The organism is Cecembia rubra (genome assembly GCF_003014575.1).
GTDB classification, from domain to species: domain Bacteria; phylum Bacteroidota; class Bacteroidia; order Cytophagales; family Cyclobacteriaceae; genus Cecembia_A; species Cecembia_A rubra.
Genome location: NZ_PYGF01000001.1, coordinates 486047 through 499201 on the forward strand (window position 1 = coordinate 486047; position 13155 = coordinate 499201).

9 protein-coding genes and 2 tRNA genes are annotated in these 13155 nt (G+C 39.1%); 6 read left to right on the forward strand and 5 right to left on the reverse strand.

The genetic code is table 11. The features are described from left to right. Positions 1–53: 53 nt before the first annotated feature. A complete protein-coding gene (locus CLV48_RS01955) occupies positions 54–1280 on the reverse strand; it encodes an Nramp family divalent metal transporter (protein WP_106565549.1) in 1227 nt (408 codons plus the stop codon). Next, complete coding sequence (locus CLV48_RS01960; RefSeq protein WP_106565550.1) at positions 1277–2374, reverse strand: DUF2891 domain-containing protein; 1098 nt, start codon at positions 2372–2374, stop codon at positions 1277–1279. The genes CLV48_RS01955 and CLV48_RS01960 overlap by 4 nt, the downstream gene beginning before the upstream one ends. Positions 2375–2504: 130 nt before the next feature. Between CLV48_RS01960 and CLV48_RS01965 the strand changes: the two genes are divergently transcribed. Genes CLV48_RS01965 through CLV48_RS01975 form a run of 3 tightly spaced genes read left to right on the forward strand, consistent with a single transcriptional unit; the run spans position 2505 to position 5643 of the window. Next, positions 2505–4043 carry a helicase HerA-like domain-containing protein gene (locus CLV48_RS01965; RefSeq protein ID WP_106565551.1) on the forward strand — a complete coding sequence of 513 codons (1539 nt, stop codon included), beginning with the start codon at positions 2505–2507 and terminating at the stop codon, positions 4041–4043. Between the two features lie 16 nt (positions 4044–4059). Continuing rightward, positions 4060–5265, forward strand: coding sequence for a BaiN/RdsA family NAD(P)/FAD-dependent oxidoreductase (locus tag CLV48_RS01970; protein ID WP_106565552.1), 1206 nt, complete (start codon positions 4060–4062; stop codon positions 5263–5265). Between the two features lie 9 nt (positions 5266–5274). Then, on the forward strand, positions 5275–5643 hold the full coding sequence (locus CLV48_RS01975) for a hypothetical protein (protein ID WP_106565553.1): 369 nt from the start codon (positions 5275–5277) through the stop codon (positions 5641–5643). Between the two features lie 10 nt (positions 5644–5653). Here CLV48_RS01975 and gap read toward each other — a convergent pair whose 3' ends face one another. Further along, entirely contained in the window at positions 5654–6643 is a 990-nt protein-coding gene (gene gap, locus CLV48_RS01980) for a type I glyceraldehyde-3-phosphate dehydrogenase (RefSeq protein WP_106565554.1), read from the reverse strand. 195 nt (positions 6644–6838) lie between these two features. Between gap and CLV48_RS01985 the strand changes: the two genes are divergently transcribed. Together CLV48_RS01985 and CLV48_RS01990 are read left to right on the forward strand one after the other, a co-directional pair. Then, positions 6839–6910: transfer RNA gene (locus CLV48_RS01985), tRNA-Glu, on the forward strand. A gap of 44 nt (positions 6911–6954) precedes the next feature. Continuing rightward, positions 6955–7026: transfer RNA gene (locus CLV48_RS01990), tRNA-Glu, on the forward strand. A 115-nt stretch (positions 7027–7141) separates the two neighbouring features. Here the strand turns inward: CLV48_RS01990 and CLV48_RS01995 are convergent. Together CLV48_RS01995 and CLV48_RS02000 are read right to left on the reverse strand one after the other, a co-directional pair. Further along, positions 7142–9346, reverse strand: a complete 2205-nt coding sequence (locus CLV48_RS01995; RefSeq protein WP_106565555.1) for a B12-binding domain-containing radical SAM protein — start codon at positions 9344–9346, stop codon at positions 7142–7144. A gap of 144 nt (positions 9347–9490) precedes the next feature. After that, complete coding sequence (locus tag CLV48_RS02000) at positions 9491–12031, reverse strand: M14 metallopeptidase family protein (protein ID WP_106565556.1); 2541 nt, start codon at positions 12029–12031, stop codon at positions 9491–9493. Between the two features lie 125 nt (positions 12032–12156). Here CLV48_RS02000 and CLV48_RS02005 point away from each other — a divergent pair, with 125 nt between their 5' ends. After that, positions 12157–12915 (forward strand): 3-keto-disaccharide hydrolase, encoded by a 759-nt coding sequence (locus CLV48_RS02005; protein WP_106565557.1) that lies wholly within the window; start codon positions 12157–12159, stop codon positions 12913–12915. The last annotated feature ends 240 nt before the right edge of the window (positions 12916–13155 follow it).

A 13155-nucleotide genomic window follows, 5' to 3' on the forward strand; every position in this document is an offset into this window, starting at 1 on the left:
GGATGGATTAAATTTTCATAAGCAATAAAAAAAATTCATCCTTTACTTTTCGTTTAGATCAGTCCAAATACCTTAAGAATACTCAATATACCTAACAAAAGGGTAATCAACCAAATGATCCCACTGAGCAGATTGAGTTTAATCGAATTTTCTAAGCCTTTCATTAGTGCCTTTTTGTTAACCAGCCATATAACATATCCTGAAAGCAGCGGTAGAAGTATCCCATTGGCCAATTGTGCCAAAGTAATGAGTTGAATAGGCCGAATTCCCAAAGAAGAAAAAATCAAACCCAAGCCCAATACTACACCTATGCTGCACCTCATGGCCCATCCTTTAATGTTACTGGACCAACCGAAACATTCTGTAATGACCATTGAAGCAGCCAAAGGAGCAGTAATTGCCGAGGTTATTCCTGCTCCAAAAAGACCAAAAGCAATAAAATACTTAGCCAAATTACCTCCCAGAAGAGGTTCCAGGCCTTTTGCCAAGTCCACTGCATTATTGACTTCAAAAGCTTTTCCTGCTACACCTGTCACTACTATTGCCATAGAAACTAAGCCGCCCAGAATAACTGCAATGAGCGTATCCATACGAACATATTTTAAATCATCTAATTTTTGCCACTTTTTTGCAACCAAACCTGAATGTAAAAATAAGTTGTAAGGAACCACAGTGGTCCCGATGAGTGCAACAACTGTAATTACATGATCAATTTGAATCCTTGGCATAAATCCACCCATAATGGCATAAAAATTTGGACGGACTAAAAACGCACTGATTACAAAAGCCAAACTCATTAATATTACCAATGCGGTCAAGAACCTAGTAATTAGGACATAGCTTCCACTGAACAAGAGGATAAGCGCCATTACACCGATCAATAGGTTGAGGGGGTTGAACTGTAACTTGCCTATTTCAAAAACAGGAAGATTAATAAAAATTTCAGCCCCTAAAGCTCCTCCGCTTATATTTCCTGCTTCATAGGCAGCATTTCCGAGGACAATGGCAAAAAGGACCAGTGAAATTGAAAAGATTCGCCAACCTGATTTTTGTATGGTATTTGAAATATTTGCTGCCAATCCTCTTTGGGTGATCAAGCCAATCCTTGCAGCCATTTCCTGCAATACGATCGTTGTAATAATTGAAAGTCCAAGTGCCCAAAGCAAATCATAACCGAAATTAACACCGGCTAGCGTACATACAGTTACTGTTCCCGGCCCGATAAAAGCTGCAGCAACCAAAGGTCCGGGGCCCAGGTATTTCTTCCAGTCCTTTTTCATGGTGCCTGTTGTAAGGCATAAATAGCAAAAGATCCCAACCAATGGGTTCCCTCATAGTTGTCGTCAACGATGGAAGGCAAAGAATATGAAACATGTGCATTGGCTACCTCCATCAAATGACCATAATCAACCGGGAAATCCTTAATAAGTCCATACAATACCCAAGCCCTTGAAAAATTCAATCCATCTAAATGGACCAATTTGCCATCAGTCCTGTCACTTACTCTCCCAGGTTCGAGTTGAAAATCAGGTTTTGACAATTCAGGCATAAAGCGATTCAGCCAATCCAGAAATTCAGTGGGTTCCATGACTTTCCGCATGATATCCAACTCCTGAAAGCAAGGCGATAGAAAATCAAATCCACTGGGTTCCCAAGTAAGCGGGCAATTAGTATCAGCCTTGAACCATTCCATGGATCTGGTTTTGATTAGGTTTTTTAATTCTTCATTTTGGACTGTGACAGCATAATCGTAGGCCAATGAAAGCCCAAAAGCAATATTGGTATGTTCTCCAACCCTAATAGGATAAATGAGTTTGGGCAAAAACTCAAGGTATTTTTCCACCATCAAATCTGTCAAAGGTTGCAGGTTATTTTCTAATTCCCTTGCCAATGGATCCTCCCATAAGTGGATTTCCTCTGCCAATTTTAGTACCCATGCCCATCCATAAGTCCTTTCAAAACTGCTGTTTTGTGGAGCAAAGAAATATGCTACTTCAGCCTTAATGTTTTCTCTACTCATGTTTTCAAGTAGTTTTTGCCTGATTTCATCTTTCTTTTCCAAATCTGGAAATTGCCTCAGTAGACTTACCAGCATCCAATGGCCATGTACACTTGAATGCCAGTCAAAACATCCATAAAAAGAAGGATGGAGAGCCCTGGGACCTTTAAGATAAGATTCATTTTCAAGTGTTTGGTTTAGTTTATTTGGATACTCTTCCTGCATGCAATGCAAGGGCAACGCTGCCAACCTGTTTGCTTCTGCTAAGGTCAATTCAATGGCTTTATTTTGGGTCGCGGGTGAAGGTTCATTGGCAGTACTTTTGCAAGCAAGCATCAGAATAAATACAAGGGAAAGGTATTGGTAATTTTTCATAATGGAAAACCGGACAAAACTTGCTCAAGATAAATTGAAAAATCTTGAATCTAAAAGGAAAATTTGTTGAGCAGGAATGGATTTGTTTCATTAATTTGTAATGTAATGTTTCGCTAAAACCATTTTTGTCATGGCCAAAATCGATGAATTTAAATCCCATATCGAACAGGGATACACTTTCAAAGGGGATTCCATTATTCTTGGTACAGCGGTTTTGGACCAAGAACCAATACCACATGCCCAAATCCATATTCCTCTCAAAACACTTAACCGCCATGGACTGATTGCTGGAGCTACAGGTACAGGAAAGACCGTAACCCTACAGGTCTTTGCAGAGCAATTGTCAATGAACGGAATTCCTTGCGTACTGATGGATCTTAAGGGAGACTTATCAGGTCTTGCGATGCCAGGAAAATTGAATAGCATCATTGAAAAAAGATGTGAATTGATCGGTATTCCTTATGAACCTTCCGGTTTGCCTGTTGAACTCATGTCTATCAGTGGAGAGAAAGGTGTTAAACTTAAAGCTACAATTTCAGAGTTTGGGCCCGTTTTGATTTCACAGATTTTGGAACTTAATGATACACAGAGAGGTGTAATTGCTTTGGTTTTTAGGTATTGTGATATGCATCATTTGCCTTTGCTTGACCTTAAAGACTTGAAAAAAGTTCTCCAATATGTCATCAACGAGGGTAAGGAAGATATTCAAAAAGAGTTTGGCGCTGTATCATCCGCTACTGTTAATACTATTTTGCGAAAAATCATTGAGTTGGAGCAACAGGGTGCGGAGTGCTTTTTTGGAGAACTTTCCTTTGATGTGAATGACTTTGTGAGGACTTCAAATGGCAAAGGAGTTTTGTCTATTATCCGATTGACCGATATTCAGAACAGGCCTAAATTATTTTCAACCTTTATGCTCTCCTTATTATCAGAGATCTATGAAACATTTCCAGAGGAAGGTGATTCAGGTAAACCTAAACTTTGTCTGTTCATAGATGAGGCCCATTTGGTATTTTCAAATGCGTCCAAAGATTTGATTGACAAAATTGAGGCCATTGTCAAATTGATAAGATCCAAAGGAGTAGGGGTTTATTTTTGTACCCAGACGCCCACTGATATTCCTGAAAAGGTGCTTGGACAGCTCGGATTGAAAATTCAGCATGCCTTAAGGGCATTTACGGCAAAAGACAGAACTGCAATCAAAAAAACAGCCGAAAATTATCCCATCACCTCATTTTACAACACATCGGAAATATTGACTTCAATGGGTATTGGGGAAGCTTTAGTAACAGTGCTGAATGAAAAGGGCATCCCAACTCCCTTGGCTCATACATTGCTCAGGTCACCTATTACCAGAATGAATATCCTAAGTCAAGAAGAGATTGAAGAGTTGGTCAATAATTCATTCCTTGTAAAAAAGTACAATGTTGAAATTGATAGAAAGAGCGCTTTTGAAATTTTGGATGAAAAAATTACCAGGGCTGAAATTGATTCAGAAAAAGAAAAAGATGCTCATCCTTCACAAAGAAAGAGTCATGGGAGACCTCCAAAAGAAACCTCTATATTTGAAGAGTTGAGCAAAAACACAATGGTAAGGCAAATTGGAAGGACAATTTTCCGGGAATTGAGCCGAGGTATCATGGGTGGATTAACAGGCAAAAGGAAATAAAGGACCCAGTTCAAATATGAAAATAGGAGTCATAGGTGCAGGAGCAGCCGGATATTTTTCAGCTATCCATGCTGCATTGGCAGGTGCTGAGGTTTTTATCTTGGAAAAAACATCCAAACCGCTGGCAAAAGTAAAAATTTCCGGAGGAGGAAGATGCAATGTAACCCATGCGGCTTTTGAAAACTCAAATTTGGTGAAGAATTACCCAAGAGGAGAGAAGTTTCTGAAGAGGGTTTTTAAATATTTTTCAGTCAAAGATACCATAGATTGGTTTGAGGGCAGGGGTGTATCTCTAAAGGTAGAAAGGGACGGTAGGATGTTTCCTGTATCAGATGATTCCCAATCCATAATTGATGCTTTACAAATAGCTGCTTATGAGTTTGGGGTAAAAGTTTTGCTTAATCATGGTGTAGAAAAAATTCAAAAGAAAGGAGATTATTTTGAAGTTTTGACAAAAGAAAAACCCTTTCAATTTGACAGGATTATAATTTGTAGTGGGGGAGCTCCCAAGGCTGAAAGTTTTGGATTTATAAAGGATTTAGGCCATAGTATTGTTGATCCTATTCCCTCTTTATTTACTTTTAATACACCCCAGGAACCTATTAGGAAACTCATGGGAATAGCTGTTCCTGATGCTTTGGTAAGATTAGAAGGCACTAAATTGGCATATAAAGGACCGGTATTGATTACTCATTGGGGACTCAGTGGCCCTGCAGTACTTAAATTATCTGCATTTGGAGCCAAATGGCTTTATGATCAAAAATATGAAGCCAAGGCACATGTACGTTGGAACCAACATTGGACCGAGGATCAACTTATTCGGGATTTACAAAAATTCCGGAATGACCATCCCAAGAAAAAAATCACTGGCAGTCCATTGTTCAGTTTACCTGCAAGGCTTTGGCTCCACCTTTGTGAACAAGCAGAAATATCGACAGAAACTGTCTGGCAAAATTTGCCAAAAAAACAATTCCATAAATTAGTTCAAAATCTTTTTTCCTATATTGTAGCCGTGAAAGGAAAAACAACATTCAAAGAGGAATTCGTGACGGCCGGAGGTGTAAATTTGGATGGGGTGAATTCCGAGACCATGGAAAGTAAACTGGTAAGAGGTTTGTTTTTCGCCGGAGAAGTGCTGGATATTGATGGAATCACAGGAGGCTTTAACTTTCAGGCTGCTTGGAGTACGGGATATCTGGCCGGCATAAATGCAAGTGAATAAATTTTGAGCATGTACAATACGCCGCCTGTTAATTTTGATAAGATCCATGAAATGACTGATGGTGATGCTGACTTCAAGGCTGAGTTGGTATCTGCCATTTATACTTCATTGGTGGAGTTAAGGAATACTTATATAGAGGGGGCTTCTCTGGAAGATGAAAATACGATTCAGGAAATCCGCCATAAGGTCAAGCCTTCCCTTGTGATGTTTGAAATCAACCCATTGAACGATATACTTTCAGAAGGAAAAGATATCATTGAGTCCCATGGATTTGGACCCGAATTCTTAGTGCATTTTGAGAAATTTTTGGATGCTGTTCAGGAAGCTATAGATTTCCTGGAACCTCAATTCAATAAGACTGAAGGTACAGAAGAATAAGTGCCGCTACTTATTTTGATACCAAATCAACCAATCTATTGGAGTAACCTGCTTCGTTATCGTACCAACCCACAATTTTCACCAAGTTTCCTTTAGCTGAAGTAAGTCCCGAATCAAATATGCAGGAATGTGGATTGCCAATAATATCAATGGATACAATTGGATCTTCAACATACTCAATAATACCCTTCATTTCATTTTCAGCACTTTTTCGGAATACATGATTTACCTCCTCTGTACTGGTCTCTCGTTTAAGTACTACGATAAGGTCAGTTAAAGAACCATCCGGCACAGGCACACGCATAGCAGAGGCTTCAATTTTTCCTTTTAGGTGGGGTAAAACTATTTCCATGGCTTTTGCAGCATGGGTAGTGGTAGGTATAATGGAATACGCTGCTGCCCTAGCCCTTCTCAGATCCCTATGTGGGGCATCATGAAGATTTTGGTCATTGGTATATGAATGCACAGTAGATACAAATCCCTTCTCTATGCCAAAATGTTCATCCAACAACTTGACCATTGGTGCCAGACAATTAGTGGTACAGGAAGCATTGGAAATGATGTTTTCTTGACCCGTCAATATATGGTCATTAACACCAAGGACAATGGTAGGAACATCCTCGTCTTTGGCCGGTGCAGTAATTATAACCTTTTTGGCTCCGGCTTTAAGATGCCCTGAGGCAGAAGATTTGTCTGTGAATTTACCAGTAGATTCCAATACGATATCTACTTCCATATCAGACCATGGAATGTTTGAAGGTTCCTTCTCAGCAAAAATTCTTATTTTTTTTCCCCTGATAATAATATGTCCATCTTCAACACTTACCTTGTGGGGGTATTTTCCATGGACAGAATCATATTGTAGAAGATGCGCAAGCGTTTTTGGATCTGTAAGGTCGTTTACTGCTACCAGGTCTATACCTTCTTTTTCCAAAAGTAATTTGACTGTCAATCGGCCAATGCGTCCGCATCCATTTACCGCGACACGTTTATTCTTCATGTAGTTGGTTAGTCTTGTTTAATAAAAAGCGAAATTAAGAATTTGTTTGGCAAAGACTAAAAATATTTTTTTCTGCTAATTTTCAGCAATTTGGATGAGAGTACCAAATATTTTTTTGTCAGTTTTTGGATTGTAGATTTAACCAGCTATATTTGCATCACCGTTTCGAAAACGGGTTACCCCAAACTTAAAAATGGTCGATTCGTCTAGGGGTTAGGACGCATCCCTTTCACGGATGAAACACGGGTTCGATTCCCGTATCGACTACTGAAAACACTGGAAAACTTTCAGTGTTTTCTTTTTGAAATAGAGGTCGATTCGTCTAGGGGTTAGGACGCATCCCTTTCACGGATGAAACACGGGTTCGATTCCCGTATCGACTACAACAAATTGATGTTTTTCATCGTTCGGATTGCTTTGCAGCATGATGAATTTGTTTTATGGTTGTTAGTGGTTAAAGTGAGTGAAAACCCAGTCTTCTAGGCTGGGTTTTTCATTTTACACCAATACCAATCCTTCTTCCTCAAGTGACCTCCAGTCCAACGAATTGAAAAATTTTAAGAAATCTCCCCGGCCAGAGTTTTCAAAGATTTCTTTTAATTGAGACATGGTCATTTCCTTTTTATCTTTTGAAGGCTGGAGCAATGGAAGTGTCTCTAAGAGCCATTGCGCTTCATTTTCTGACAATTTAATTTGTGAACTACCGCTTTTGTGTTCAAAAATCAGTTTATAACCCTCTTTTAATTTACCCTTTTTTTGAAAACTATAAGTTATCAGTTCCGGCTTACTGCCTAGCCATATTACTTTGGCATTGGGTTTAAATACCATTGGGGGCTCATCCTGTAAGGCTTTGTAAATAAAATTAGCGGGTACACTGGTTTTAGGTATTCTGAAATCAAACCATTCCTGCAAGGGGAAATCGATACAGATTCCATGCATATAGTTGAATAGGGCTTTTTTGAGTCCTGAACTGAATTGATCATGATCTGTACCCAATGGATCATCATGGCTCAGGTCATTGTCTGCAAAATCACCTGGCTCAGGACCAGTTCTTACTACTTGATATGCTTTAGGGTCCAAACCTATTGGTGCATGAGAGGTCATGGCAAATAGATGCCAAAATCCAGATTGTAGGACATGATTGGCAAATAGCTGCCTTACCATTTCAAGGCTATCAATAGTTTCATTGGCAGTTTGTGTGGGAAAACCATACATAAGATACGCATGAACCATGATACCCGCTTCTGTAAAATTTCTGGCAACCCTAGCCACTTGAGCTACTGTCACACCTTTTTGCATCAATTCAAGAAGCCGATCAGAAGCCACTTCCAATCCACCTGAAACAGCTATACAACCTGAGGCCTTTAACAGACGGCAAAGATCTCTGGAAAAGCGTTCTTCAAAACGAATATTTGTCCACCAACTGATTTTAATTTTCCTTTTTAGGATTTCTATTGCCAATTCCCGCATGAGAGCAGGTGGAGCAGCCTCATCCACAAAATGGAAGCCCGTTTCACCTGTTTGGGCTATAAGCTCCTCAATTCGGTCACAGATGATGGATGCACTTACAGGTTCATAGTTTTTAATGTAATCAAGTGTTATATCACAAAAAGTACATTTTTTCCAGTAACAACCATGGGCCATAGTCAGCTTATTCCATCTTCCATCTGACCAAAGACGGTGCATGGGATTGGCAATTTCAATTACAGAAAGGTATTGTTTCAAAGGTAAACCTGTGTAATCAGGTGTACCTGTTTTACTGAACGGGATATCGCTTTCCTTGGATCCGTTATAATAGTTGACCTTTCCATCTTGAATCGCGAATGTCCGCTTTAGTTGATGGATTTCCCTCGTGCCTTCCAAATATTCCAATAGACAGGTCAAAGGTCTTTCTCCATCATCCAATGTGATAAAATCAACATATTGGAAAACCCTGGTTTCTTTCAGAGATCTTAATTCAGTATTGGGATAGCCTCCGCCCATGGCAACTTTGACTTGGGGATAATGCTTTTTGATATAACCACCACAGCGAAGCGCACCGTACAAATTACCAGGAAATGGGACCGAAAGACAAATTAGGATTGGATTGGTTTGGACAATTTCTTTTTCCAGCTCTTCAATTAAATACCGATCAATAAAAGATGGTTCAGATTGTAATGCATTATGTAGCGGATCAAAAGATACTGCTGATCTACCTAGACGCTCTGCATACCTGCTAAATCCAAAATGGGGATCTAATATCTCCTGTATGAAATCAGCTAAATCTTCCAAATACAATGTCGCTAAATGTCTTGCCTTATCCTGAATTCCCATAGTGCCAAATGCCCATTCGAGATCATCAAGTTGATCAAACCTGGATGCTTGGGGCAAAAAATCACCTTCACAAATTATATATGCCAAGGTGGGATTTTCAAATTGAAGAAATTTAATGACCGGATCAATTGTTTCAATATATTCTTCCTTTAGTTTGAATATTCTTATTGCATTGGAACTGATTTTCTTTAAAGTATGCTTTTCAGCTTCTGAAAACAATTCAATAAGTCCCGGTTTTGAAAAAATTCTCAAAATTACATTAATCCCTAAATCAGCTTGAAAAGCGGATTTACCCAAAGTGTTGAGGTAACCTTTGATGTAGGCAGTTGCAGGATAGGGGGTATTCAGCTGGGTAAATGGTGGGGTAAGAAGGAGTATGGATTTGGACACTTGATTACTATTTTCTCACAAATTTGGTGATTTTTTGTCGAGAAGCGGGAATTTCAAAGGCAAAAGTAAAAAGTGAGGTTCGGCTTTTTACTTTTGCCATCAGAAATTCTTCGATATTCGTTTTGTGTTTACTTTCAAATTAACCTACATTTTATCAGCAAAGAAGAGGGCATTTAGGAACAGTTTATTAGTTCCAAACCAAGTTCCCCTGAAATTAGGATTATCGATAAAATGGATTACCCTTCCTTGGCCCACTTGGGATACAATAACACTGGCACTTTGCTTTATTTTTTCCAAATTTGCCTTGGAAATATATCCTCCAAGGAGTGGGTCTGCTGTATATCTAACTGGTGTCTGGTACTTGTTTTTGGAAGGTTTTAAAAATATGGAGGAATTTCTGTAAACAGGAAGCTCTGTATTCCGGTAACCAAAGCCCAAAGGATGTGTAATATCCAATCGTGTCAAATAAACACTGCCTCCAATGGCCTGAGCACCTTCAAAATCTCTTCGGGAAGCAAAAGGAATAAATTCAGGCCCTTGTTCTTGGTCAGCTGAAAGAAATTCCTCTTTTATAATTTCCTGAGATTGAAGCCATTGAATTGCTGTCCGTAATGAAATGATCGTTCCCCCTCGGTTTAACCAATCTTTCAAATGATTGATTTGACTTCCGCTCAAAATATTGTAGAATCCAGAAGGTAGGATTAAGGTATTAAAATCATGCAAATTTACCCTATTGAATGAACTGATATCCATTTTGGTAATTGGCATCCCGACCTTAGTATCCAGTAGATGCCATATTTCTCCTGCTTCATATTGAGAGGTCCCATTGCCTATCAGCATAATAACTTTGGGTTTCCTGACAGCAGTGACATTGTTGCTTCCTAAGTCAATTCCTTTGAGGCTAAAACCGGTTTTTGTAGCAAAAACATCTTGACCACTTGATGTTGCGGCCTGTTGCAAATGTTTCCTTAATTCTTCGGATGACATTTTTTGAAATGCAGTTGGTATAATCAAAGATCCTGCGGGAAATTCTTTGTTGCCACTATCAGTGGCCGAGGTAAATGGAAGGGAGGTTACTTCCACGTGGATCCCTGCATTCTGAATCTGGTGTAAGAATTTCGGGGCAAAATAATCTGACCAATCCAGAATGTAAGCAACATAGTTTTCTGGAGCAGGAAAATGAAGTTTTGTGTTCTCTAAAGTAACAATTTCTTTGGTGGCTGAAAAATTAGTCTGGCCGGCATAAGGAAGTCCATAGGCAAGTGCCATAGTCCATGAGGAGGCATCGTAGAAAATTGAATCTGAAAATTCTGTGACCCTTTCAAACATGCTCCTGACCATTCTGTATTGGGGCTGAGAGGTAGGGACTACCCATGATTTTCCTTTCTTAAAGGATTTTCCTTCTAAATTCTGATCCCTGTCATTTTCGTAAACTTTAATTTTATGGTCTAATAACAACTGAAGAAATAATCTGTTCCGGGATGCATCGAATTCATCTCCAAAGATATAGGACTTCACTTTTTCTTTACCTGCTTCAGTTAGAGCTGTCTGGAAAAATTCCCGAAGATATCGGTGCATATATTCTCTTTCTTTCACCCCCGCTTCCATTGTAGCTATGGAAGTTTTTAATTGGTTGCGGATTGTAAAGGCAAAAGTAATATCACCCCTCTGTGAACTTTGGATATGACCTCGGGAAGAAGCCTGTTCAAAAACCAAGCCCAGACCACCCTGTATATCCGGATAGGTTGAGCCATAACCAGGGTAGGAATTGTCAAAGACTTCTTTTGTCCAATATAGACTTCCTATTTCATCTAAGGCTTTGGCGAAATAAGTAGCAAATTTGTTGTTTATTTCCTCATAATTTTTTCTTGGGACTACAGGGTTTTCACTACCAAAAGGCTTGGTTGGTTCAAAGAAGTAAGTACTATTGGTGCCCATTTCGTGAAAATCACCTACCACATTGGGATACCAGGTATGATACCAGTCGATTTTTGACTGTAGTTCAATTTGTGCCAATGGAAGCCAGTCCCTATTAAGATCAAACCAGTAATGGTTAACCCGGCCGGAAGGCCAGATTTCATTGTGCTCTCTGTCTAAAGGATCGGACACAGGTGGATTTCCTTTATGCATATTGGCCCAATTGGTATGTCTATCCCTGCCATCAGGATTGATGGCTGGATCTATCATTACAATAGCATTTTCTCTGATTTCTCTGGCTTTTTCTGACTGAGAAGCCAGTAACCAATAAGCAGTTAAAATAGCTGCTTCACCTCCAGAGGGTTCATTGCCATGAACACTGTATGCCAAATTTATAATAGCTGGCATCCTTGAGACATCCGGTAATGGCTTTTGAGGATCCACGAGTTGCAAATGATTGAGCCTGACTTTTTCAAGGTTTTGAATATTATCTGAATTACTGATAACAAGCACCACTAATGGTCTTAATTGGTGACTTTGGCCAATAACCTGAAGCTCTGCCATAGAAGAACTATGTGCAAGTTTTTCAAAATATGCAATTAGCTTGTCATAACGGGTATGCCATTCACCGATTTCGTAGCCAAGAAATTCTTTGGGACTTGGTATAGCAGGGTCAAATTGTTCTCCAGGAAATAAATAATCTTGTTGTGCTTCCAATTGACCAAATGTCAGTAAGGCAAATAACAAGTAGAGTAGGGGTCTCTTCATAAGGAATTAAATTTCCTGAAATTATCATTTTTGTGAAGCCTGAGAAAATGAAAATACATCAACGGCTTTTGAATACATGGGAATTGAATTAATTTGGGCTAACAATTTATAAACCAAATAAACCTATGAAGACAATTTTAAAAAGTTTTTCGGTGCTTGTCCTGGCATTGGGAGCTTCTCCTCTTTTGGCCCAGCAAACAGAATTTAAATTACCACCCCAAGCCACTGAATTTTATGAGCCTGTAGTCAGAAAAGTAACTCCAGGGAAAGAAAATAGTATGGCTCCTTCTGATGCCATCATCCTGTTTGACGGAACAAGTCTCAGCAACTTTGTAAGTTCCAGGACAGGTCAAAATCCAGAATGGACAGTTCAAAATGGGGCCATGACTGTTGCACCTGGAAAAGGTGATATCCAAACTAAAATGGGCTTTGGGGATATGCAATTACATATAGAGTGGACTGCTCCAATAGTAATTAAAGGGGAAGGTCAAGGAAGAGGTAACTCTGGAATATTTTTAATGTCCCATTATGAAGTTCAGGTATTGGACTCATACGAAAGCAAGACCTATGTCAATGGGCAGGCAGCCAGTATTTACAAACAGCATCCTCCTTTGGTCAATGCCATGAAGGCTCCAGGAGAATGGAATACATATGATATTTACTTCACTGCCCCTAGATTCAATGCGGATGGTATGTTGGTTTCTCCAGCAAGGGTGACAGTTGTTCACAATGGCATCTTGGTCCAGAACAATGTAGAAATCAAAGGGCCTACAGAATATATAGGTATTCCCAATTATAAGGCCCATCCCAATGAATTACCAATCAAACTTCAGGATCATGGGGATTTGGTAAGTTTTAGAAATATTTGGGTTAGAAAGCTTTAATAAGACTAGATTTTATCTATCAAAAATTGCAGATCTAAAATCTGAAATTTAGTTACAACATAGTTATTAAGAACAATAGAAATAAGAAAGAGGCTACCTTATCTAAGGACAGCCTCTTTTTTTATAAATGTTCCGTTAGGCTAAAGTATTCATTATGCCTTTGAAAATAAAGCCTAGATTTAAAACTCTTAATTTGAAAAAATGTTTAAAATGTCCCCTTACAGCATTGGATAGATTAGT